Raw genomic sequence first — 22327 nt, forward strand, 5'->3', positions numbered from 1 at the left:
GATTGGCATAGAGTGCCCGCATGGACGCCACCAGCTCCGCGCTCCGCCGGGCACTGGCCCGGGCGCGTGACGGCAAGACACTGGACCGATCCGAGGCGACGACACTCCTGCGGGCCCGGGGCGCCGGGCTCGACGACCTGCTCGCGTACGCGGCCCGCACCCGGGACGCCGGTCTGGAGGCGGCGGGCCGTCCCGGCGTCATCACCTACAGCCGCAAGGTCTTCATCCCGCTGACCCGCCTGTGCCGGGACCGCTGCGGGTACTGCACGTTCGCGACCGTCCCGCACAAACTGGACGCGCCCTACCTCAGCCCGGACGAGGTGCTGGAGATCGCGCGGCAGGGCGCGGCGATGGGCTGCAAGGAGGCGCTCTTCACGCTCGGGGACCGTCCCGAGGACCGGTGGAGGCAGGCCCGCGAATGGCTGGACGCGCACGGCTACGACGACACGCTCTCCTATGTGCGCGCGATGGCGATCCGGGTCCTTGAGGAGACGGGCCTGCTGCCGCATCTGAATCCCGGCGTGCTGACGTGGCGTGACTTCCAGCGGTTGAAGCCGGTCGCGCCGTCCATGGGGATGATGCTGGAGACGACGGCGACGCGGCTGTTCACCGAGCGCGGCGGCCCGCATTTCGGGTCGCCGGACAAGGACCCGGCCGTCCGGCTGCGCGTCCTGGAGGACGCGGGGCGCACGAACGTCCCGTTCACCACCGGCATTCTGATCGGCATCGGCGAAACGGTCGAGGAGCGCGCCGACGCCATTTTCGAGATCCGCCGGACGATGCGCGAATACGGCGCGATCCAGGAAGTCATCGTGCAGAACTTCCGCGCGAAGCCCGACACGAAGATGCGCGGGACGCCGGACGCCGAACTGGACGAACTCGCCGCGACGATCGCGGTGACGCGGCTGGTCCTCGGCCCGAAGGCGCGCGTGCAGGCGCCGCCGAACCTCGTCGCCGACCAGTTCGCGCTGATGCTGCGCGCCGGGATCGACGACTGGGGCGGGGTGTCGCCGCTCACGCCCGACCACGTGAACCCGGAGCGGCCCTGGCCGCAGATCGAGGAACTGGCGGCGAAGACCGCCGAATCGGGCTTCGAGCTGCGCGAACGCCTGACGATCTACCCCGAGTACGTGCGCCGCGGCGAGCCGTGGCTCGACCCGCGCCTGACCGCGCACGTCGCCGCCCTGGCCGACCCGGCGACCGGCCTCGCCCGCGAGGACGCCGTCCTTGAGGGACGCCCCTGGCAAGAACCGGACGGCGGTTTCCAGGCATCCGGACGCACCGATCTGCACACCGAAATCGACACCACCGGCCGCACCGCCGACCGCCGCGACGATTTCGACGAGGTGTACGGCGACTGGGACGCGCTGCGCGACCGCATGTCCGCCCCGCGGCGCTTCGACGCGGACGTGAAGGCGGCCCTTTCCCGCGCCGAGCGGGACCCCGCCGGACTGACCGACGACGAAGCGCTCGCCCTCCTCCACGCCGACGGCCCGGAACTGGACGCGCTCGCCGCCCTGGCCGACGACCTGCGCCGCGAGGCGGTCGGCGACGACGTCACCTATGTCGTCACCCGGAACATCAATTTCACGAACGTCTGCTACACCGGCTGCCGTTTCTGCGCGTTCGCCCAGCGCCGCACCGACGCCGACGCCTACACCCTTTCCCTCCAGCAGGTCGGAGACCGGGTGGACGAGGCGTGGGCGGCGGGCGCCACCGAGGTCTGCATGCAGGGCGGCATCCATCCCGACCTGCCCGGCACCGCGTATTTCGACCTCGCCCGCGAAGTCAAGCGCCGGGCCCCCGGCATCCATTTGCATTCCTACAGCCCGATGGAGGTCGTGAACGGCGCGTCCCGGACGGACATGTCCATCCGGGAATGGCTGGAGGCGGCCCGGGAGGCCGGTGTCGACTCGCTCCCCGGGACGGCCGCCGAGATCCTGGACGACGACGTCCGCTGGGTGCTGACCAAGGGCAAGCTGCCGACCGACCAGTGGGTCGAGGTCGTCACCACCGCGCACGAGATCGGCATCCCGACGACGTCCACGATGATGTACGGGCACGTGGACACCCCGGCCCACTGGGTCGCGCACATCAAACTGCTCCGCTCCATCCAGGAGCGGACGGGCGGGTTCAGCGAATTCGTGCTGCTGCCGTTCGTCCACCACAACTCGCCGATCTACCTCGCCGGGCTGGCGCGGCCGGGGCCGACCGTCCGGGAGAACGTCGCCGTTCATGCTTTGGCGCGCATTCTGCTGCACGGCTCCATTTCCAACATCCAGACGTCCTGGGTGAAGCTGGGCGACGAACTCTGCACCCGCGTTCTGCAGGGCGGCGTGAACGACCTGGGCGGGACGCTCATGGAAGAGACCATCAGCCGAATGGCCGGATCCGAGAACGGTTCCTTCAAGCCGATCAGCGAACTGGAGGAGATCGCGCGACGCGCGGGCCGCCCGTCCCGCCAGCGCACCACCCTGTACGGCGAGGTGCCCGCGGAACGGCTGGAGGCGTCCCGCCGCACGGACGGCATCGGCGATTTCGGACGGCTCCGCGCCCTCCCGATCTCGACCGCGTGACTAGTGGACGACCCCCTCGGAGCCGCGCAGCAGGGCCACCACCTCCGACTTCCGGTAGCGGCGGTGGCCGCCCAGGGTGCGGAAGGAGGTCAGCTTCCCGGCCTTCGCCCAGCGGGTCACGGTCTTCGGGTCGACGCGGAACATGACCGCGACCTCGCTCGGGGTCAGCAGTTCCTCGACGTTGACGGTCTGTTTCGACATGGGGGGTTGTGTCTCCTGTTCAGTTGGTAGGACGTCCGTGCCGCGAGGCGTCCCCGTCCGGCGCGGGGCGTCTCGCGAGTTCGACCCAGACGGTGCGGGCCCCGGTGTCCGGGTCGGCGAGGTGGCCCCAGCCGTCCGACAGCGCCGCCACGATCAGCAGGCCGCGGCCCCGGACGTCGTCGGCGTCCGGACGGCGGGGCGCCGGGACCGTCCCGCCGCCGGCGTCGGTGACCTCGACCCGGAGGCGTTCCGGCCCGCAGACCGCCACCAGGCTCACCCGGCCGTGGGGGCGGCCGGAGTGCTCGCAGGCGTTCGTGACGAGCTCCGAGACCATCAGCTCGACGTCACCGAGGTCGAGCCCGCGCGCGTCGCCGAGCCACCCGCGCACGCACCGCCGCGCACAGCCCGCCGCCGTCATCCCGGCGGGCCATGACACACTCATGATCATTTCGCTGCTGCCGGGTTCTGCTACGGTTCCCGGGAGTACGGGCATGGTCGTCCGTTCCGGGGCCGCGCCAGCCGCCCATCCCTGACCACGTCAGGGCCACCGTCCACCTGTGCAAGAGGCGGACGAACGGGCGGCACCGGCCCCTTTCTCTTCATGGTGCTGACGGACAGGCGTTCACTGATCACCAAGTGACCGCCCCTCCGATTCCCTCGCCGCCACCGGTCCCGGAGCCGGATCCGCCGCCCGAAACCTCGATGAGGCTCGGGAAAGCGCCTGCCGAACACCCGACCGTTGTGGCACCGTGGGGGCCTGCACGGGGAGCTTGCACTTGATCACCATCAGTGAGTGATTCGCGGTAGTGCTACTATGGCCGTATTCAATACTGAAAGCAAGTAGAGAATACAAAGATCTTGCTTGACATCCGTCGCGAGATCTCCCGCCCCCACAATTGATCTTGGTGAGACTGAATTGGCGCCACCCAAACAACCCGCCTACGTGCCATCAGTACGGGCCCGCCGCCTGGCCCGCTGGCTCCGCGACTTCCGCCGCAGGGCGGGCCTCAGCCAGGACACGGTCGCCGCCCGCCTCGGCTGGTCACAGGGAAAGATCGGGCACCTCGAAACCGGCCGCAACAAGGCATCGCCCCACGACGTCGCCCTCATGCTCGACATCTACGGCGTCGTCACGCCGGAACGCGAAATGGTCCTCGAACTGGCCGAACGAGCAGAACAACGCGGCTGGTGGACCGACTACACCGACGTCCTGTCCAGCCCGTACGTCGCGCTGGAAGACGAAGCCTCAATGATCGGCGACTGGGCACCCCAGGTCGTGCCGGGCCTCCTCCAGACGCCTGACTACGCCCGCGAACTGCTCACCGCAGGGATGCTGGACAACCTCGACGACCGGGAAATCGAGCGCCGCCTGCAAGCCCGGATGGCTAGGCAAACCATCATCACTCGCACTGAGAACCCGCCGGAGCTCCATGTCATCCTCGACGAATCCGTCCTGACTCGCCAGATCGGCGGTCCTGAGATCCAGCGCGACCAGATGCACCGGCTCGTCAGGGAGACACGCCGACCGAATATCACCGTCCAAGTTCTGTCGGCCTCCGCCGGTGCCCACATCGGTCTCGACGGTGCCTTCATCCTGCTGCGTTTCGCCGAAGAGGCGGACCCGGACGTCGCCTACACCGAGGGATTCCACGGGGTCGTGTACCTCGAAAACCCCCACCTCGTGACCCGATGTAATGTCGCTTTTGAGCGTCTTCGCGAACTGGCGCTCAGCCCGGAGGAGTCAGCGGCTCTCATTGAGACCGCCGCCGAAGAGTAAAGGTCAAGTCCACATGAACGAGATCGACCTGTCCCGAGCTGACTGGTTCACGAGCAGCTACACCGGCGACGCCAACAACACGTGCGTCGAGGTCGCCACCAACCTGCCCGCCATCGTCGCCGTCCGCGACAGCACCGACCCCAACGGCCCAGCCCTCATCTTCTCCTGCGCCGCCTGGAAGACCTTCACCAACGAAATCAAGAACGGCGCACAGTAGAGGTCTGTCCACATGACCCAGACCGACCTGTCCCACGCTGACTGGTTCAAGAGCAGCTACAGCGGCGACATCAACAACACGTGCGTCGAAGTTGCCACCAACCTCCCCGCCGTCGTCGCCGTTCGCGACAGCACCGACCCCAACGGGCCAGCCCTCGTCTTCACCCCCGCCGACTGGAAGACGTTCACCGACAAACTAAAGAACGTCTGACCTCCCATCCGAATGAGCGAGGCTCCCGCCGTCCTTGCGGCGGGAGCCTCTGTCACTGCACGGTCAGCTTGCGCGGGTGATCGAACGACGCCGGGCAGATGAAGATCCACAGGCTGTAGCCGCGGCTGATCGTGACCTCGGTGGGCTCGCCGAACGCGGGCAGGCTGTGGTGGGTGGGCCCGGCGGCGTCCTCGACGGGCCGCCAGCTGGCGCCGCCGTCCCATTCGCTGCTGGCGATCCGCAACAGCAGCTCCATGTCCGTTCCGCAGGCGCAGACCATCGGGTAAGGGTCGGTGAGGTTCCAGGACGCGTACCCGCCGACCTTCCAGCCGTCCGCGATCGACAGCTCGTAGTGGTAGGCGTGCCCGCTCTCCTGCTCCCACTCCCGCATCCTGGGGCCGAGGTCGCCCGGCAGGAGATCGATGTAGGGGTACTCGACCACCTGCTCGGGATGCAGGACGCACGGCTCCGGCAGGTAGGTGTCGTACTCCATCACCTCGGGCTCGGGCTGGGGATCGAGCACCTCCCCGACATCGGACGCCCGCCGCCACCGCAGCAACGGCGAGGGGCTGCCCAAGTCGTCCTCGTCGTCATGGTCGAAGGGGCACCACAGCACCTGGAGCAGATCCATCCCGGGCGGCGCCACGAGATCGGGGACGTCGCGGCAGAACAACTGCGCGACCGGCAGCATCGTGATCGGCCCGTCCGGGCGCTCGGGAGGCGCGGCGGCCTCCAGCCGGTCCAGCTCCTCCTGCTCCCGCGCGGTGATCGCGAACCGGCCGCCGACCGGCGTGCGCCCCCAGGCGTCCCCGAGGATCCGCCGCCGCTCCCGCACGTCCCGCGTCCGCTCCAGGTCCCCGTACATGTCGTGGCGTCGGCCGCAGACCGGCCAGGGCTCGCCGACCGGCCACAGCAGCGGGCCGCCGACCGAGCTGTCGCCGACGCCCGGCGAGCCGGGCCGCGGATGCAGGCGCGTCGCCGTCCGGGCCAGGGGCGCGAGCTCGGGAAAGACGGCCGCGACGTCGATCGGCCGCGGCGGAGTCGTACGGTCCATGGCCGCAGATCGTACGACCCCCCACCGACATGCCCGGAGCGCGCCTTCCTGGGCGGCGGGCTGGTCAGGGGGCGCCGCGGATGCAGGTGGGGTGGCGGTCGACCAGGTCGTCGGCCGAGCGGCGGAGTTCGTCGATGACGGCCATGACCGAGGGGCGCAGGTCGGCGCCGACGCGCGTCCAGAGGACCATGCGGCGGTCGACGGGGCCCTCCGCCACGTCGAGCACGGCGATGCCGTCCTCGCGTTCGGCGAGCGCCAGGTCGGGGACGAGGCAGGCCACGCCGCCCCGGGCCACCATCGCGAGGATCACCAGCAGGTCGTTCGACCGGTGCCGGACGTCGGGACGGAAGCCGCCGAGTTCCACGCACGTCCGTTCGAGCAGGTCGGCGTGGTTGGTGCCGACGTGGCCGGTCACCCATCCGCACCCGGCGAGGTCGGCCATCTTCACCGGGCCGCCGCCGCGCGCGAGCGGATGGTCCTCGGGCAGCGCGACCCGCATCATCTCCGTGATGAGGACCTCCGACGTCAGCTCCGGACGTCGCGGACGCGGCAGCAGGGAGTATTCGTCCGTCAGGACGACGTCGATCTCCTGAAGCACAAGCGCTTGCAGGACGCGGTGGAACTCCTCGTCCAGGACGTCCACCGTGAGTTCCGGATACGCCTTCGCCAGGCGCGGCAGGGCGGGGGCCAGCACGTGCAGGAGGGCCGTCTGGAAACCGACGAGCCGGACGACCCCGGCGACGCGGCCGCTCGCCGCGAGCGCCGCCTCCTCCGCGCGCTTCGCCCGCGCGAGCAGGGCCTCGGCGTGCTCGCACAGCACCTCGCCCGCCGGGGTCAGCCGCAGCCGCCGCCCGGCCCGCTCGACCAGCGGGACGCCGACCTCCCGCTGCAACTGCGCGAGCTGCTGCGACACCGCGGACGGGCTGTAGCCGAGCGCGTCGGCGACGGCCCCGACCGTCCCGAGCCGCTTGAGTTCGCGAAGCACCCGCAACCGGCCGAGATCCAGCATAGTGAAGCGATTCTTACACAATCCATGCAGGAACTGTCGCTGGACCTCAACGTTGGACCCAGTCAAACTGTAGGTGCGACGGAAAGCGGCGGACACCCCGCCACCACCGATCGCCCCGCGCGGGAACGCTCTAAAACCGCGATCCCAAAGGAAGACGTCATGGTGTACGTGCTCGGACTCATCGCCGCCCTCGCCGTCCTCGGCCCGCTATTCGGCGCCGACAGCCGCGACGGCCTCGACTGGACCCCGAACAACTTCTGGCTGCGCCGCCGCCGCGGACCCGACCGGGTCAGAACGACCGGTAGTCGCGGACCGGCAGGCGGGGGCCACGCCTCGGCGGGTGCTTCCCGGACGATTCCAGCAGCCGGGTGACCCGGTAACGATGCCCCGCGTACGGTTCCAGCAGCTCCAGCATCCCGGCGTCGTCGACCTTGCGGCCCGCCAGCGCCCAGCCCACCAGGCCGGGCAGATGGTAGTCGCCCACGGAGACGGCGTCGGGATCGCCGACCGCGCGCTGCCTGACCTCGGCGGCCGTCCAGACCCCGATGCCGGGCAGCGAGCGGAGCCGCGCCTCGTCCGGCGCGTCCTCCAGCCGCCGGGCGACCCGCGCGGCGCCGATGATCGTCCGCGCCCGGACGGCCTCCAGCCCCGACCGGTGCCACTCCCACGAGGGAATCCGGACCCAGACCTCGGGCGGCGGCGGAACCCGCATGTGCGGCGCGCCCGGCGCGGGCTCCCCGAACCGGCGCAGCAGGTACCGCCAGCCCCGCCACGCCTCCTGCCCGAGCACCTTCTGCTCCATCACCGCCGGGACGAGCGCCTCGAACACCCGGCGCGTCCGTCCGATCCGCAGCCCCGCCCGCTTGGTCACCTGCTCCCGGACGACGTCATGCCGCGCGACGAACCCCTCCGGCTCGTCATCGACCCCCAGTAGCTCCGGAACCCCGTCGAGCAGCCACTCCGCCCCCGGCCCCCAAGCCATGGCCTCGACGGCATCACCGGCCCACCCCAGCCGAATCGTCCCGGGCCCTTCCGGCGTATACGACGCCCGCCAGACAGACCCGTCCCGCTCAACCCTGAACGCCGGATCCCCTCCACCTCGCCGGTGCGGCGCGAGCGTCCCGAGCAGATCAAGCTCCCACGGCGGCCGCCACTCCCGAACCCGGCCGGGGAGCCGCCCAGCGGTCGACTCCCCGGCCCCACGGCCAACCGAGCCAGAAAGGGCGGTCATCTCACTCCAACACACACACTCGACAAGACCCCGCCAGTCTGCCACCCGGACACGTCGATGATGTCAGCCCGCTTCCGGCCGCCTGCCCGGTGCGGCGCGCAGGCTCTTTCCGAAGAACGGGCTCACCACTTTCGCGAGCTCGCGCTCATTCCCCGTTCGGGACGTCGGTCGGGTCGCTCATGAATCGATTCCAAGATTTCGCGGGAGACTGAGGATCCATTCCCGCTGGGCGGGCTCGGCCGAAGCCGCGACACGCTCAAGGAGCTCAGCGAATTCGCGGCGCTCGGCGGCGCCCATCTTGTCGAGTTCGAACGCCACGTTCTCCAGGGCGTTCACCGCCGCGTGAGAATCCATTCCGAACTTCGCCGCGTCCTCAAGCATCGCCACGGCCGGGAGAAGCGCCTTCAGGAGATGTTCCGCCACCACGGCGTCACGGGGGTCAGGCGTCTGGGGAGAAGCGGATCGCGGTGGGCGGGAGTTCGATGCCCGGCCAGACGCGCGCGCCGGGCCTCAGTTCGTTGCCCGGGCCCACCACCGCGCCGTCGCCCAGGACGACGCCGTCCAGGACGGCGCCGGGGCCGACTCGGGCGCCCCGGCTGAGGACCGAGTCGCGGACGGTGGCGCCCTCGGCGACGAACGCGTCGTCCAGCAGGACGCTGCCGAGGACGGTCGCCCCGGCCTCGACCACCGCGCCGCGTCCGACCGTGGTGCCGCCCCGGACGACCGCGCCCGCCGCCACGCTCGACCCGGCGAGGGCGAGGCGCTCGCCCGGCTCGCCGGGCATCGCCGGGGACGCCAGCTCGCCCAGCACCAGCTCGCGGGAGCCCCGCACGAACGCCTCGGGCGTGCCGACGTCGAGCCAGTAGGACGCCTCGACGTGGCCCATCACGACGGAGCCCGACGCGATCAGGGACGGGAACGTCTCGCGTTCGACGGAGACGACCTCGCCCTCCGGGATCGTGTCGATGGCCGAGCGGCGGAACACGTAGCAGCCCGCGTTGATCTGGTTCGTCACCGGGTTCGGCGTCTTCTCCAGGAACGCGGTGACGCGGCCGTGCTCGTCGGTGGGCACGCAGCCGAAGCGGGACGGGTCGTCCACCTCGGTGAGGTGGAGCGTGACGGCGGCGCCCGCCTGCTCGTGCAGCTTGACCTGGGTGCGCACGTCGTGGCCGGAGAGGATGTCGCCGTTCAGGATGAGGACGGGGTCGTCCGGCCCGGAGGCCAGGGCGGTGGACGCGTTGCGGATCGCGCCGCCCGTGCCGAGCGGCTCGTCCTCGCAGACGTAGGCGAGGTCGACGCCGTACGCGTGGTCGCCGAACACGGCCTCGAACATCTCCGCCCGGTAGGACGTGGCGAAGACGATCCGCTCGACGCCCGCCGCGTGCGCGCGCGCGAGCTGGTGCGCGAGGAAGGCGACGCCCGCCGTGGGGAGCAGCGGCTTCGGCGTGGAGATGGTCAGCGGGCGCAGGCGGGTGCCCTGGCCCCCCACAAGGAGGATCGCTTCCACTCGGTTCCTTTCTCGCGGCGGGGCGACCACCGCGAGCCTAGTGGCTGCGGGACGCCGCGTACTGGTCGACGGCGTGCCGGTACGACGCGAGGTGCGCCGCCGCCGACGCCGACCAGGAGAACCGCTGCGCGCGCTCGTGCGCGGCCTCGGCCAGCTCGGCGCGGCGGCCCGGGTCGTCGAACAGGGCGGCGAGCGCGGCGCCGATGCCGTCCGCGTCGGGCTCGGTGTAGGCGACGGCGTCGCCGCCGACCTCGGGCAGCGGGCCGCGCCGCGTGGTGAGGACGGGCGCGCCGCACGACATCGCCTCCAGCACCGGCAGGCCGAAGCCCTCGCCGCGGCTCGGGTGCGCGACGACCAGCGCGCCGCCGAAGAGGCCGGGCAGCGCCGACCACGGCAGGTAGCCGGGACGCAGCACGCGCAGCCCGAGCGGGACGGTGGCGAGCGCGGCGTCCACGTCGTCGTCCCACCCGCCGCCGCCGGCGAGGACGAGCGCGGGCGGGTCGGACCGCCCGGCGCAGGCGCGGACCCAGCCGCGGATCAGGTTCGGGACGTTCTTGCGCGGCTCCAGCGCCCCGAGATAGGCGACGTAGGGGCGCCCGTGCAGGCCGAGCCGGTCGGAGACGTGCTTGGTCTCGGCCTCGCTCGGCCGGTGGAACACGTCGTGGTCGACGCCGTGGTAGGCGACGTCGATGTGCCCGGGGTCGGCGCCGAGCAGCCGGACCAGCTCGTCGCGGGTCGCCCGGGACGGCGCGATCAGCCGGGTCGCGCGGCGCGCGGCGGACCGGGTCGCGGACTTGACGTACGACGTGCGCACCGGGTCGTGCGGCTCGGGGTCGGCGAACATCGTCACGTCGTGGATCGTGACGACGGTGGGCAGGGACGCGCTCACCGGCATCGTGTACGTCGGCAGGTGGATGACGTCGGCGCCGACCCGTTCGGCCAGGTGCGGGAGGCCGGACTGCTCCCAGGCGAGCCGGGTGGCGCGGTGCGCGAGCGTCGCCGGACCCGCCACGACCCGCGCCCCCGGCACGAGTTCCCCGTAGCGTTTCTCGTCGGCGCGCTGGCAGGCGACGGCGAGGTCCGCGCCCTGCGCGTGCAGGGCACCGAGCAGCCCGTCGACATAGCGGCCGAGCCCGCCGCGGTCCGCCGGCACGGCTGTGGCGTCGAGCAGGATTCGAGGCGCCACGGTCCATCCCCCCATCCAGCGCGGTGGCGTAGATCACTCTTTACTATTCGAGCCTACGCCCGCCGATGCCCGCTTCGCGGGACCTCACACCGCGATTCCGGACCTCGTGAACAACTACCGCTTTCGGGCCTGGACCAGAACGATGCTGCCGCGCTCGTTCGGCGCCCTGCGGTCGGCGAGCGCGACCAGCGGGGCCAGCGGCGCGGCCGCGTTGAACCCGACCTTCCCGCCGTAGGTGGACAGCGACAGGTAGAGGCGCTCGGCCCCGGCCGACCGGAACTGGTAGCTGTGTTTGACCAGGTCGAGGCCGCGTTCGTCCATCAGTTTCCGCAGGCTCTCGTGCGTGTAGGTGTGCTGGACGTGGTACTTCGACTTGTGCGCGTCGCGCAGTTTCGGCCACGCGTCGGCGCGGCTCAGCACGTCGGCGGACATGAAGATCTCACCGCCGGGCTTGAGGACGCGGGCCATCTCGTCCAGGGAGCGCCCGCCGTCGTCGAAGTGCTCGATCGCGCAGACCGACAGGACCGCGTCGAACGAGCCGTCCGCGAACGGGAGGCGGAGCGCGTCGCACTCGATCAGCGCGGGCGCGTCGGCGAGCGTCCGGCCGTAGACCATCTTCTTGCGGGCGAGGTCGATGGAGACGGCGTCGGCGCCGCGGCGGCGCGCCCGCCCGGCCCAGTAGCCGTCGCCGCCCGCGACGTCGAGGACGCGCCTGCCGCGCAGGTCGCGCCCCATCCAGCCGAGGAGCGTCCCCGCCTCGCGGTACCGGCACACGTGCACCTGGTGGCCCATGAAGGCGACCACATCGGAAATCTTCATCGTGCCCCCACTGTAGAGCGGCGCGGATGGCGCGAGGCCGCGTTCGCCTACGCTGGGCGCGTGAAGACGAAGGTCGTCGCCGTCCGGGCGCTGCGCGTGTCCCTGGTGGTCCTCGCGCTCGCGTTCTGCGGGTACAGCGTGGCCTCGCAGTGGGACGCCGCCGTCGACGCGTTCCGGCAGATGTCGTGGATCGCCCTGACCGGGGCCCTGCTCGCCGGTCTCGCCGGGCTGTTCGCCTGGATGCTCGGGTGGCGGGAGTTCCTCGCCGGGCTCGGGTCGCCGCTACCGGTGCGCGCCACGTTCCGGATCTCCGGCGTGTCCCAGCTCGGCAAGTACGTGCCGGGCAAGGTGTGGGCGCTCGTCACGCAGATCGAGATGACGCGCGAGCACAGGGTGCCGCCGGAGCGCAGCTTCGGGTCGACGCTGCTCGCGGTGGCGACGTCCACGGCCTGCGGGCTCGCGGTCGCGGCGGTGACGCTGCCGCTGACGTCGGCGGCGGCCCGCGAGACGTACTGGTGGCTGTTCCTGCTCGCGCCCGTCATGCTGGCGATGCTGCACCCGAGGATCGTGACGTGGGCGCTCGGGCTCATGCTCAGGCTGATCCGGCGGCCGCCGCTGGAGCACCCGGTGAGCCTCGGCGTCACGTTGAAGGCCATCGGCTGGACGGTCCTCGGCTGGGCCCTGTTCGGCGTCCACACCTGGCTGCTGTGCGACGCGGTCGGCGGCGACGGGGCGGGCCTGCCGTTCACCGCGACCGGGGCCTACGCGCTGGCGTTCGTCGCGGGCTTCCTCGTGTTCATCGCGCCCGGCGGCATCGGGGCGCGGGAGGCCGCGCTGACCGTGGTGCTGGCGTCCGCGCTGCCCGCGGGCGCGCCGGTCGTGGTCGCGATCGCGTCCCGGGTGCTGCTGACCGCCGCCGACCTGATCAACGCGGGCGCCGCGTTCCTGCTGGGCCGCACCGCCCCCAAGGCCGCCCCGGAGGCCGCCGCGCCGGACGGCGGGAATGAACCGGCGGCCAGGGAGCTTGTGAGGGATACGCAGCGAACGAAGGAGGGACCGTGACGGCCCCGATCACCGTGACCGACGCGACCTTCGCGGACGAGGTCCTCAACAGCGACACCCCGGTGCTGGTCGACTTCTGGGCCGACTGGTGCGGCCCGTGCCGCATGATCGCCCCCGTGCTCGACCAGATCGCGACCGAGCAGGACGGCAGGATCAGGATCGCCAAGATCGACTACGACGCGAACCCCGAGACCCCGAACAAGTTCGGCGTGATGGGCCTGCCCACGCTGCTGCTCTTCAAGAAGGGCGAGGTCGTGGAGCAGATCGTCGGCGCGAAGCCGAAGCGCGCCCTGCTGAAGGTCATCGAACCGCACCTGTGAGCCCGGTGAGGGCGTCGAGGTAGGCGGCCCACACCGGGCCGTGGTCGACCGGACGGACGCCGGAGCGCAACCGCTCCGGCTCCCCCGGCGCGTAGAACCGCCTGATCGCGGCGGCCAGGGCGGGGACGTCGTCCGGGGTGCAGACGACGCCGTCCACGCCGTCGCGCACCTGCTCGCCGAACCCGCCGACATCGGTGGCGATCACCGGCAGCCCGTGCTCGTACGCCATCCACACGTTCTGCGACGCGGTCGCCGTGCGGTACGGCAGGACGAGCGCGTCCGCCGCCGCGAACAGGCCCGGGACGTCCGCCGCCGGGACGTACCCCGGCCGCAGCTCCACCCGTCCCGCCAGGTCGAGCGAGCGGACCAGCTCGCGTGTCTCGTCCAGGCCGCCCCAGAACTCGCCCGCGACGGTCAGCGCGACGTCGTCCGGGCCTTCGGCGAGGGCGCGGAGCAGGACGTCCAGCCCCTTGTACGGGCGGACGATTCCGAAGAACAGCAACCGGCGGCGGACCTTCCCGTCGTCCGACGGCGACGCGGCGGGCGTCGGCAGGTGCGCGGGCATCTCCGCCACCCGCACCGGACGCTTCGTGAGCCCCCGCGCCAGCTTCCCCTGCGCGTCGGAGTGCACCAGGACCGCGTCGACCCTGCGCAGCAGGCGCTTCATGAGCGGCTCGTCGTACGGCTTGCGCTCGTGCGGCAGGACGTTGTGGCACAGCGCGACCACGGGCGTCCGGCCGCGAAGACCGGCGAGTATCCCCAGGTAGGCGGGCACCTGGACCGGGCTCAGCACGACGAGCACGGCGAGGTCGCAGGCGCGGAGCGCGCGGCCGGTGCGCCACCAGCCGTCCGGCCGGCGCCAGTCGAGCGCGCGGCGGGTGCCGGGGAACGGCTCGCCCTCCGGGTCGGAGATCGTCTGCTGCCCGGGATACAGGAAGCCGGGGTACTGGGCCCGCCACGACTCGATGACGACGTCGTGCCCGGCGGCGGCGAGCCGGTGCGCCAGCTCGGTGGTGTGCTGGGCCCCGCCGCCCTTGTACGGGAAGGCCGGTCCGACTATCGCGATGCGCACGGGCGCGTCAGACGTCGCCGCGCGAGCGGACGATCAGGTCCGCGAGCAGCGCCAGCGATGCGATGATCAACCCCGTCACGAAGATCATGATGGTGTTGTTGGCGAAGTAGCCGAAGTGCACGACCATGTCGAACACGCCCTTGAGCAGGCCGATCACGATCAGCCACAGCGCGGGCGGCATCAGCACCTTCAGCGGGTTGAAGTACATCACCATCCGCAGCACCTGGAGGATGTAGCGGTAGGCGTCCTTCGTGAAGTGGAACTTGGACTTCCCGGCGCGCTTGGCGTAGTCGATCGGCATGTACCGGACGGGATGCTGGTTCGACAGGAACGCGATCGTGATCGTCGTGACGCAGGAGAACCCGGGCGGCAGCAGCCGCAGGTACGGCAGCGACACCTCGCGGCGGAACGCGCGCAGCCCCGAGTTCAGATCGGGGATCTTCGTGTTGGTGAGCCGCTCGGCGACCTTGCGGATGAACCACTTCGCGGGCACCCGCAGCGCCTTGTGCGTCCCCTCCTCGGTGGTGCGGGCCCCGACGACCTGGTCGACGGACGGGTCGGTGTCGAGGACGTCCACCAGCTCGGGGATGCGCTCGTTCGGGTAGGACATGTCGGCGTCGGTCCACACGACGATCTCGCCGCGGGCCTGCTGGGAGCCGATGCGGCGGACCGTCCCGGAACCGCTGTTGTGCTGGAACGCCATGACCCGCATGTTCGGGAAGCGGGGCGCGGCCTCCTCCAGCCGGGCGAGCGTCGCGTCGGTCGAGCAGTCGTCGACGGCCAGCAGCTCGTAGGTCTTGCCGCTCGCGTCCATCGCCGCGCAGATGCGCTCGACCTCGTCGATCACGTGGTCCTGCTCGTTGTAGCACGGCAGGACGATCGTGACGTGGACGGGCCCGTCCACCGGCCCGGCGGGCGCGGGAACGGCCACCGTCTCCGGCACGGGCTGGGTCGCGGTCGCAGACGCGGTCTCGGCCGCGGTCTCCGGCACGGTCTCGGCCACGGATTCGGGCGCGGGCTCGGTCTTCGGCTCGGCAGACTGTGTGCTCACGCAGCGCGAGGATACTCGCCCCGGCCGACCGCGACCGCTTTTCCCGCCGCGCGGGCGATTGACGCGGATCATTGTGGGGGGACGACCCCCCACGCCCCCCGGAACGACCCGGACGCCGGTCAACCGCGCGCGGGCTCGGCGATCCAGACGTCCATCGCGAGTCCCCACGTCCCGCCGGGCGGTCCGGTGAGGGACCGGCCGTCCTGGCGTGTCCGCACGTGGAGGACGTGTTCGGGCGTCCCGTACGGCGCGACCTGCTCCGCCTTCGCCGCCATGATCACCGGACGCCGCCCGGCCCGGTACGCCCCGGCGGCGACGCGGCGCACGTCGTCCGGCGACGCGCCGCCGGTCGTGCGCGCGGCGGGCACCCCGCACATGCCCCGGACGACCTGGAGGAACCGGTCCCCGGTCGACTGCTCCACCACGATCACGGAGCTGCGCGGCCTCAGCTTGTCGCACATCCCGCGGACGGCGCCGACCTCGTGCTGCTCCGTCCGCGTCACGAGGAACCCGGCGGACGTGATGACGATCGGGACGAGCATCAGCGCGACCCCGGCGACCGAGCCCGTCCGGACCACCCCCGGCCCGTAGCCGAGGCGCCGGACGCGCCGCGCCGCCCACGCCCCCGCGTACACGGTGAACAGGAGCAGCCCCGGGATGACGAGCCCGATCAGCCGCCGGGACGCCCACGGGTGGTCCGGCGTGATGCCCGGCCTGAGCAGCACCTGCACGGTCGTCCAGACGATGACGGCGTAGGGCGGCAGCCATTCCGGCGAGCGCCCGCGCAGCAGCCGCCGGACGATGAGCGCCGCGCCGAGCGTCGCGAACAGCACCGCCGGGATGCCGATGTACCAGGCGACCCACCACAGCGAGTGCTCCGAGTACTGGCGGGTGCCGTCCACCGCGAGGTGCTGGATGCGCTGCACCGTCTCGATGAAGCGGACGTTCATCTCGTCGTCGCGCGTCGCCGGTTCCCGCCGGACGGTCTGCACCAGCGGCCGCACCGCGAACCCGGCCATGACCAGCACGGTGAGGACGGCGGCGGCGCCGGGCAGGCGTCCGCGCGCGACCGCCGCGCCGAGGCGGCGCAGCCGGATGCCCGTCCGGGGCCGGCGCAGCAGCGCCACCATGACGACGGTCGCCACGACCACGGCGGCGGCGATGGCCAGCAGCGGATTCAGGGACGACCCGAGATACGACAGGTAGGGCCGCGACAGCGTGTAGCCCTCGACCAGACCGGCGCCCGCGCCGAGGAGCAGGCCGCCCGCCGTCCAGTAGCCGGTCCGCCGCCCGCGCGCCGCCCAGAACCCGGCGACGACCAGCACCGGGAGGACGTCGCGGAGCCCGTCGATGCGGACGAGCACGATGAGCCCCAGCGCGAGCCCGGCCAGGAACGCCTTCAGGTCGGCGACCCGGCCGCCGTCCCGCCGGACGTCGTGCAGCAGCGACAGCCCGCCGAGCAGCAGCACGATCGCGGGCAGCTCGCTGAACGTGCCGCGCGAGACGTAGAGCATCGGCAGCGTCAGCGCGAGCAGCAACGCCCCGGCGGGCGCCCACCGCGGCCCGACGAGCCGCGCGACCAGCCCGGCGAACGCGAGCACGCAGCACGCGCCGAGCAGCGGCGCCGCGAGCAGCATGCCGTGCGTGCCGCCGATCCAGCCGCCGAGCGCGAGCACCAGCGGGAACCCCGCCATGAACTGCGGGACGACCGCGCCGTCGTGCTGGTAGAACGCCGGGCTGTCGAAGTGCAGCGCCGGGTCGGGGCCGCCGAACGCCGACTGCCTGAGCGGGATGGGCAGCGACCCCTCGTCCTTCAGCCACGTCGCGAACTGGACGTAGGACGCCGGGTCGCGCCGGACGACGATCTGCTCCCCCGCCATCGCGATCTGGAGCACCAGGAACGCCACCGTGATCGCGAGGACGGCGGCGACCGGCCACCACGGCGCCGCGTCCCACTCCCGGCCCCACTCGCGGGTCCGCAGGCCGAGCCACAGCGCCACTCCCGCGACCGGCACGAACAGCGCGATCGCCGGGCCGGGCCGGAACACGCCCGCGAGCAGCAGCGGCAGCGCGACGGCGAGCCACGCCGCGACGAGCAGCGCCGGGGCGACGGTGACCCGCGCGAGCAGCCGTCCAGCGTTCATGAGTTCAGACCCCGTGCCCGTCCGTCCGATGGTGGTTCGTTCCGTGCGGAGCGTAGCGGCCCCGGCCGGGCGGTGGACCGCGGTCGATCATGCGGGCATACGCTCGGGTTCCATGAGCGCACACGCCGGGGACGCGACCGGGCCCGCCGAACTGCTGCGGCGGCGGGTCGCGGACGACCCGTCCAGCCCGTTCGTCACCTTCTACGACGACGCGGCGGGCGAGCGCGTCGAGCTGTCCGCGCGGACGTTCGACAACTGGGTCGCGAAGACGGCGAACTTCCTCGTGGACGGCCTCGCCGCCGAGCCGGGGACGCGGGCCGTGCTCGTCCTGCCGCCGCACTGGCAGACCGCCGTGTGGCTGATGGCCTGCTGGTCCGCCGGGATCGTCGTGCAACCCGTCGATCCCGACACCTTCCGCGACGGAACCACCGAACCGCCCCCGCCCTCCGAGCCGTACATCCTTGCGGCGGCACAGGAGGTGCTGGACGACGTGGTCGGGGACGAGGCGCTCGCGGGCGGAGCGGAGGAGGTCGTCGGACTGTCGCTGCACGCGCTCGGCGGCCCGCTCGCCGACTGCCCGCCCGGCGTCACCGACTACGCGGCGGAGGTCCGCAGTTACGGAGACAGGTTCGTCCCCGCACCGGACGTGACGCCGGAGGCCCCCGCGCTGAATGTGACAAACGCCACATTCAGCGGAGCGGACCTGGTCGCCGAGGCCCGCGCCGCCGCAGATAGATGGAAGCTGGACGCGCGCGACCGCCTCCTGGTTGACATGCCCTTCGCCACACTGAACGGGGTTCTGACCGGCTTGCTCGCACCACTAGCCTCAGGGGCTTCCGTCATAATCCAACGAAACTTCGACGAAGCCGTTCTGGATCGACGGCTCACCGTGGAGCATGTGACGGTGGTCGCCGGCCCGCTGGGACCGAATGCCGCATCCGAGTCCCCTCGCCGGCTCGCCTGACCTACGCTCTCCTTGCCCTGCCCACCCAGGACCCCGCCCCGCGTCCCGGACCACGGAGCCGATGAACAGCAACCCGATGTACATGGAGTACGTCGACGACGCCGATCCGCAGCCGACGGCGCCGCGACGCGGCTGGCGCATCCTCGGCTGGGTCTGCGTCGGACTGTCGGTGGTCATGGTGGCCGGCTCCCTCACCGCCTACGGCCTGTACCGCCAGGCGTTCGGGAACATCTCGCACGAGGACGTCAACGCCCAGCTCGGCCCGAACCGGCCGAAGAAGCTGAACAACGCGATGAACATCCTGCTGCTCGGGTCCGACACCCGTGAGGGCGCGAACGCCAAGTACGGCCGGTCGATGAAGAACGAGCCGCCCCGCTCGGACACGATGATCCTGCTGCACCTGTCCCCCGGCGGCGGCCAGGCGATGGGCATCAGCTTCCCGCGCGACCTGATGGTCCGGATGCCGTCCTGCAAGAGCCGCAAGGGCACGCAGATCCCGGCCCAGTCCCGCGCGCAGATCAACTCGGCGTTCACCAACGGCGGCGCGACCTGCGTCATCAAGACGATCGAGAGCATCTCCAACATCCGCGTCGACCACTTCATGCAGGTCGACTTCAACGGGTTCAAGTCCATCACGAACGCGGTCGGCGGCGTCCCGGTGTGCCTGCCGAAGGACGTCAACGACCCGAAGTCCAAGCTGAAGCTGAGCAGGGGCAGGCACGTCATCAAGGGCGAGACGGCCCTCGCGTACGTGCGCGTCCGGCACGGCCTCGGGGACGGCTCCGACACCGACCGCATCAAGCGCCAGCAGAAGTTCATGGGCGCCCTCGCCAGCAAGTCGATGAGCGCGGGCGTGCTGAGCAACCCGCGGAAGATGCTCGCCCTGATGAACGCGGTGACCAAGTCGCTCACCACCGACAAGGAGCTGACGCCGCAGGTCATGATGGACATCGGCCGCGAGATGCAGGGGATGTCCTCCGGCAAGCTGCGGTTCGTGACCGTCCCGTCCGGGCCCGACCCGCTCGACCCGAACCGGGTGGCGCTCACCGAGGCCGCGCAGCCGTTCTTCTCGGCCGTCCGCAACGACAAGACGGTGCCGAAGGAGCCCAAGCCGGGCAGCACGACCATCCCGCCGAGCCAGATCCGCGTGCGGGTCTACAACGGCAGCGGCATCGACGGCCAGGCCGGGCGCGTCGCCGACGACCTGGAGTCGCAGGGCTTCCAGGTCACGGTCGGCGGGAACGCGACCGCCGCGACGTCGGCGACCAAGGTGCTGTACGGTTCCGGGGCCGACCAGCAGGCCCAGTCGCTCGCCGCGCTCATCCCGAGCAAGCCCGCGCCGACCGCCCGCACCCGCGGCGGGACGCCCGGCGTCGTCGACCTCGTCGTCGGCAGCGACTGGACGAACCTGAAGAGCGCCGGCGGCGGCATCCCCAAGCAGCAGGGCGAGATCCGCGCGAACGACGACATCTGCAAGGAGACCTAGACCGGGCAGGCCATGACCTACACCACCGGGCCCTTCGGGGCCGAGCCGGCACCGCTCACCGACCGCCCGCTCACCGCGGACCCCGGCGTCCCCGCTCCCGCCGGGCCGCCGCTCGCCGAGGGCGGCCTCGCCGCAGGACCGTCCACCGACCCGTCGACGGGTCCGTCCACCGGCCCGTCCGCGGGCGAGGCGCCGCGGCCGCGCAAGGAACGCGACCCGTTCTTCGACAACGCCAAGTACTTCGCGATCCTCCTGGTGGTGGCGGGGCACTCGCTGGCCAACCTGCTGAACGTCCCGGTGGCCAAGGGCCTGTACATCTTCATCTACCTGTTCCACATGCCGCTGTTCATCGTGATCACCGGCTACTTCTCGCGGAACTGGACGTTCGCCGGCGGCAAGGCGCGCAAGCTCATCACCAACGTCGGCGTCCCGTACGTGGTGTTCGAGTTCGCCTACTCCATCTACGACTGGCTGGCCGGGCGCAACGAGCTGGAGATCAGCCTCCTGAACCCGTACTACCTGACGTGGTTCCTGATCGCGCTGTTCATGTGGCGGCTGTCCACGCCCGTCTGGCAGCAGATCCGCTGGCCGCTCGCCGTCGCGGTCGGGTTCGCGCTGCTGTCGTACATGAGCGACCTCGGCGGGACGTTCGACATCCACCGGGTCATCGGGCTGCTGCCGTTCTACGTCCTCGGGCTCACGCTGAAGCCCGTGCACTTCGAGCTGCTGAAGAAGCCGGTCGCGCGGCCGATCGGCGCGGTGGTGCTGCTCGCGGGGCTCGGCGGGACCTACCTCGTCATGAACCACATGTCGCGCAACTGGATCTTCTGGAAGGACGCGCACTTCGAGCTCGGCGTCGGCAACTTCTACGGGACGCTGATGCGGCTCGCCATGTTCGCCGCCGCGACCGTGTTCGTCGCCGCGTTCCTCGCGCTGATCCCGCGCCGCCGCCACTGGTTCACCAAGCTCGGCGCCTACACGCTGTACGCGTACCTGCTGCACGGGTTCGTCACCCGGCTGCTGAACTTCACGGGCTGGTGGCACGCCGACTGGATGCACACCGTCCCCGGCGTCTTCGTCGTGATCTGCGGCGCGCTCGTCGTCGGGACGGCGCTGTGCTCCAAGCCGGTCGTCCGGACGATGAGCTGGGCGCTGGAGCCCAAGATGACGTGGGTGTTCACCCCCCTGCGCCGTCCCGGCGCGTCGCGCTGAGCGGTGCGCCTCGGGCATCCGGCGGGCGGCGTCCGCGCGCGGGCACTAGAGTCGCCCATGCCTCCCCGTGAACGGCCGTTGAGCACCAACTGAAGCTTTCGGAGACATGACGGACACCCTTCCCCCACCGCGGAGCGCCGCCGCCACCGGCGTCGGCGTGGCGCCGGGCGCCGAGGCGGCGCCGCCGCCTCCCGGCCCCGGTCCGCGGCGCCGCGACCCGTACTTCGACAACGTCAAGTTCTTCCTCATCCTGCTGGTCGTCGTCGGCCACGTCTGGGAGGTGTTCCGCACCCGCAGCCTCGCGGCGGACGCGGCCTACAGCGTGGTCTACGGGTTCCACATGCCGGTGTTCGTGTTCGTCTCGGGCTACTTCTCCCGCGGCTTCATGCGCTCGACCGACAAATTCCGCGTCATTTTCCCGATGCTGATCGTGCCGTACGCGATTTTCAACGTCCTTTACCGTCTGCAGCTCGTCTGGCTGAACGGAAATGACTTCCGGCTGCACGAGATTTTCCGTCCGCAATTCCTGATGTGGTTCCTGGTGGCGCTGGTGCTGTGGCGGCTGAGCGCGCCGCTGTGGTCGCACCTGCGGTACCCGGTCACAGTGGCGGTCGCGCTGTGCCTGGTCGCGGGGAGCTGGAGCTTCAACTCCGACTCGACGCTGTGCCGGGCGGCGGCGCTGCTGCCGTTCTTCGTGCTCGGGCTGACCGTCCCGCCGGAGCGGGTCGCGGCGCTGCGCAGCCGCCCGTGGACGCGCTACGCGGGCGCTGCGCTGCTGGTCGTGGCGTTGCCGGTGGCCTACGTCTGGCAGCGCGGGGACGTCGTCCCGAAGATCGAGCACGGCGTCCTGCTGTGGAACCGGGGCTACGAGCACATGGGCTTCGGGGCGCTGGAGGGCATGGCGTACCGGCTGCTGGCGCTGGCGCTCGCGGTGGTGCTGGGCGCGGCGTTCCTCGCCGCCGTCCCGCGCGGACGCGCCTGGTACACCGAGCTCGGCACCCGGACGATGTACGTCTACCTGCTGCACGGCCTCGTCGTGAAGGGCCTCGACTACGGCGGCGTCCTCGACGCGGACTTCTACCGGACGCCGCTCGGCCTCGTCTCGGTGACGGTCGGCGCCCTCGCGCTCGGCACGGCGCTCGCCACCGTCCCGGTACAGCGGCTCACCCGGCGGGTCGTCGAACCCGACGGCCGCTGGCTGCTCAGGCCCGCGCATCGCCGCACATAAG

General features: G+C 71.5%; 22 protein-coding genes. 10 read left to right on the forward strand and 12 right to left on the reverse strand.

Annotated features, from left to right (window positions below; translation table 11 throughout):
- The first annotated feature begins 20 nt into the window (after positions 1 to 20).
- Positions 21 to 2576: a bifunctional FO biosynthesis protein CofGH gene (locus ACH01S_RS33265; RefSeq protein ID WP_067901110.1), complete on the forward strand. Its 2556-nt coding sequence runs from the start codon at positions 21 to 23 to the stop codon at positions 2574 to 2576.
- Here ACH01S_RS33265 and ACH01S_RS33270 read toward each other — a convergent pair whose 3' ends face one another.
- A complete protein-coding gene (locus tag ACH01S_RS33270; RefSeq protein ID WP_067901113.1) occupies positions 2577 to 2777 on the reverse strand; it encodes a BldC family transcriptional regulator in 201 nt (66 codons plus the stop codon).
- A gap of 19 nt (positions 2778 to 2796) precedes the next feature.
- Positions 2797 to 3219 carry an ATP-binding protein gene (locus ACH01S_RS33275; RefSeq protein ID WP_169809402.1) on the reverse strand — a complete coding sequence of 141 codons (423 nt, stop codon included), beginning with the start codon at positions 3217 to 3219 and terminating at the stop codon, positions 2797 to 2799.
- 501 nt (positions 3220 to 3720) lie between these two features.
- On the opposite strand from ACH01S_RS33275, the gene ACH01S_RS33280 reads away from it, so the two are divergent.
- Genes ACH01S_RS33280 through ACH01S_RS33290 form a run of 3 tightly spaced genes read left to right on the forward strand, consistent with a single transcriptional unit; the run spans position 3721 to position 4981 of the window.
- Entirely contained in the window at positions 3721 to 4554 is an 834-nt protein-coding gene (locus ACH01S_RS33280) for a helix-turn-helix domain-containing protein (protein ID WP_067901119.1), read from the forward strand.
- A 13-nt stretch (positions 4555 to 4567) separates the two neighbouring features.
- Positions 4568 to 4771: a DUF397 domain-containing protein gene (locus ACH01S_RS33285; protein WP_246236421.1), complete on the forward strand. Its 204-nt coding sequence runs from the start codon at positions 4568 to 4570 to the stop codon at positions 4769 to 4771.
- A gap of 12 nt (positions 4772 to 4783) precedes the next feature.
- Positions 4784 to 4981, forward strand: coding sequence for a DUF397 domain-containing protein (locus ACH01S_RS33290; RefSeq protein ID WP_067901122.1), 198 nt, complete (start codon positions 4784 to 4786; stop codon positions 4979 to 4981).
- Between the two features lie 52 nt (positions 4982 to 5033).
- Here the strand turns inward: ACH01S_RS33290 and ACH01S_RS33295 are convergent, their stop codons facing one another.
- The 7 genes from ACH01S_RS33295 to ACH01S_RS33325 all read right to left on the reverse strand — a co-directional run bounded on the left by ACH01S_RS33295 (position 5034) and on the right by ACH01S_RS33325 (position 11787).
- Entirely contained in the window at positions 5034 to 6035 is a 1002-nt protein-coding gene (locus tag ACH01S_RS33295; RefSeq protein ID WP_067901126.1) for a YwqG family protein, read from the reverse strand.
- 64 nt (positions 6036 to 6099) lie between these two features.
- On the reverse strand, positions 6100 to 7044 hold the full coding sequence (locus tag ACH01S_RS33300; RefSeq protein ID WP_067901130.1) for a LysR family transcriptional regulator: 945 nt from the start codon (positions 7042 to 7044) through the stop codon (positions 6100 to 6102).
- Between the two features lie 289 nt (positions 7045 to 7333).
- Complete coding sequence (locus ACH01S_RS33305) at positions 7334 to 8026, reverse strand: DNA-3-methyladenine glycosylase family protein (RefSeq protein ID WP_246236422.1); 693 nt, start codon at positions 8024 to 8026, stop codon at positions 7334 to 7336.
- 426 nt (positions 8027 to 8452) lie between these two features.
- Positions 8453 to 8662: a hypothetical protein gene (locus ACH01S_RS33310; RefSeq protein ID WP_148344077.1), complete on the reverse strand. Its 210-nt coding sequence runs from the start codon at positions 8660 to 8662 to the stop codon at positions 8453 to 8455.
- 52 nt (positions 8663 to 8714) lie between these two features.
- Positions 8715 to 9782: a mannose-1-phosphate guanylyltransferase gene (manB, locus tag ACH01S_RS33315; RefSeq protein ID WP_067901136.1), complete on the reverse strand. Its 1068-nt coding sequence runs from the start codon at positions 9780 to 9782 to the stop codon at positions 8715 to 8717.
- A 37-nt stretch (positions 9783 to 9819) separates the two neighbouring features.
- Positions 9820 to 10968 (reverse strand): glycosyltransferase family 4 protein, encoded by a 1149-nt coding sequence (locus tag ACH01S_RS33320; protein ID WP_067901139.1) that lies wholly within the window; start codon positions 10966 to 10968, stop codon positions 9820 to 9822.
- A 114-nt stretch (positions 10969 to 11082) separates the two neighbouring features.
- Positions 11083 to 11787, reverse strand: coding sequence for a class I SAM-dependent methyltransferase (locus ACH01S_RS33325; RefSeq protein ID WP_067901142.1), 705 nt, complete (start codon positions 11785 to 11787; stop codon positions 11083 to 11085).
- Between the two features lie 60 nt (positions 11788 to 11847).
- On the opposite strand from ACH01S_RS33325, the gene ACH01S_RS33330 reads away from it, so the two are divergent.
- Entirely contained in the window at positions 11848 to 12849 is a 1002-nt protein-coding gene (locus ACH01S_RS33330) for a lysylphosphatidylglycerol synthase transmembrane domain-containing protein (protein WP_067901145.1), read from the forward strand.
- Positions 12846 to 13169: a thioredoxin gene (gene trxA / locus ACH01S_RS33335; RefSeq protein WP_067901148.1), complete on the forward strand. Its 324-nt coding sequence runs from the start codon at positions 12846 to 12848 to the stop codon at positions 13167 to 13169. The genes ACH01S_RS33330 and trxA overlap by 4 nt, the downstream gene beginning before the upstream one ends.
- On the opposite strand, the gene ACH01S_RS33340 is transcribed toward trxA, so the two are convergent.
- The 3 genes from ACH01S_RS33340 to ACH01S_RS33350 all read right to left on the reverse strand — a co-directional run bounded on the left by ACH01S_RS33340 (position 13150) and on the right by ACH01S_RS33350 (position 17436).
- Positions 13150 to 14241 (reverse strand): glycosyltransferase family 4 protein, encoded by a 1092-nt coding sequence (locus ACH01S_RS33340; protein WP_067901150.1) that lies wholly within the window; start codon positions 14239 to 14241, stop codon positions 13150 to 13152. The genes trxA and ACH01S_RS33340 overlap by 20 nt on opposite strands.
- A gap of 7 nt (positions 14242 to 14248) precedes the next feature.
- Positions 14249 to 15184 carry a glycosyltransferase family 2 protein gene (locus ACH01S_RS33345; protein ID WP_246236543.1) on the reverse strand — a complete coding sequence of 312 codons (936 nt, stop codon included), beginning with the start codon at positions 15182 to 15184 and terminating at the stop codon, positions 14249 to 14251.
- Between the two features lie 227 nt (positions 15185 to 15411).
- Entirely contained in the window at positions 15412 to 17436 is a 2025-nt protein-coding gene (locus ACH01S_RS33350) for a hypothetical protein (RefSeq protein WP_067901162.1), read from the reverse strand.
- A gap of 112 nt (positions 17437 to 17548) precedes the next feature.
- On the opposite strand from ACH01S_RS33350, the gene ACH01S_RS33355 reads away from it, so the two are divergent.
- From ACH01S_RS33355 to ACH01S_RS33370, 4 genes are all read left to right on the forward strand, one after another.
- Positions 17549 to 18400, forward strand: coding sequence for a TIGR03089 family protein (locus ACH01S_RS33355; RefSeq protein ID WP_148344078.1), 852 nt, complete (start codon positions 17549 to 17551; stop codon positions 18398 to 18400).
- A 61-nt stretch (positions 18401 to 18461) separates the two neighbouring features.
- On the forward strand, positions 18462 to 19886 hold the full coding sequence (locus ACH01S_RS33360) for an LCP family protein (RefSeq protein WP_067901172.1): 1425 nt from the start codon (positions 18462 to 18464) through the stop codon (positions 19884 to 19886).
- 12 nt (positions 19887 to 19898) lie between these two features.
- Positions 19899 to 21098 carry an acyltransferase family protein gene (locus tag ACH01S_RS33365; protein ID WP_083981427.1) on the forward strand — a complete coding sequence of 400 codons (1200 nt, stop codon included), beginning with the start codon at positions 19899 to 19901 and terminating at the stop codon, positions 21096 to 21098.
- Positions 21099 to 21204: 106 nt separating this feature from the next.
- Entirely contained in the window at positions 21205 to 22326 is a 1122-nt protein-coding gene (locus tag ACH01S_RS33370; protein WP_067901177.1) for an acyltransferase family protein, read from the forward strand.
- Position 22327: the final 1 nt, after the last annotated feature.

The organism is Actinomadura chibensis NBRC 106107 (assembly GCF_001552135.1).
Taxonomy (GTDB): Bacteria; Actinomycetota; Actinomycetes; order Streptosporangiales; family Streptosporangiaceae; genus Spirillospora; species Spirillospora chibensis.

Coding starts and splice junctions, on each gene's coding strand:
- ACH01S_RS33265 (WP_067901110.1), top strand. CDS start 21: ATGGACGCCACCAGCTCCGCGCTCCGCCGGGCACTGGCCCGGGCGCGT.
- ACH01S_RS33270 (WP_067901113.1), bottom strand. CDS start 2,777: ATGTCGAAACAGACCGTCAACGTCGAGGAACTGCTGACCCCGAGCGAG.
- ACH01S_RS33275 (WP_169809402.1), bottom strand. CDS start 3,219: ATGAGTGTGTCATGGCCCGCCGGGATGACGGCGGCGGGCTGTGCGCGG.
- ACH01S_RS33285 (WP_246236421.1), top strand. CDS start 4,568: ATGAACGAGATCGACCTGTCCCGAGCTGACTGGTTCACGAGCAGCTAC.
- ACH01S_RS33290 (WP_067901122.1), top strand. CDS start 4,784: ATGACCCAGACCGACCTGTCCCACGCTGACTGGTTCAAGAGCAGCTAC.
- ACH01S_RS33295 (WP_067901126.1), bottom strand. CDS start 6,035: ATGGACCGTACGACTCCGCCGCGGCCGATCGACGTCGCGGCCGTCTTT.
- ACH01S_RS33300 (WP_067901130.1), bottom strand. CDS start 7,044: ATGCTGGATCTCGGCCGGTTGCGGGTGCTTCGCGAACTCAAGCGGCTC.
- ACH01S_RS33305 (WP_246236422.1), bottom strand. CDS start 8,026: ATGGCTTGGGGGCCGGGGGCGGAGTGGCTGCTCGACGGGGTTCCGGAG.
- ACH01S_RS33325 (WP_067901142.1), bottom strand. CDS start 11,787: ATGAAGATTTCCGATGTGGTCGCCTTCATGGGCCACCAGGTGCACGTG.
- ACH01S_RS33350 (WP_067901162.1), bottom strand. CDS start 17,436: ATGAACGCTGGACGGCTGCTCGCGCGGGTCACCGTCGCCCCGGCGCTG.
- ACH01S_RS33355 (WP_148344078.1), top strand. CDS start 17,549: ATGAGCGCACACGCCGGGGACGCGACCGGGCCCGCCGAACTGCTGCGG.
- ACH01S_RS33360 (WP_067901172.1), top strand. CDS start 18,462: ATGAACAGCAACCCGATGTACATGGAGTACGTCGACGACGCCGATCCG.
- ACH01S_RS33365 (WP_083981427.1), top strand. CDS start 19,899: ATGACCTACACCACCGGGCCCTTCGGGGCCGAGCCGGCACCGCTCACC.
- ACH01S_RS33370 (WP_067901177.1), top strand. CDS start 21,205: ATGACGGACACCCTTCCCCCACCGCGGAGCGCCGCCGCCACCGGCGTC.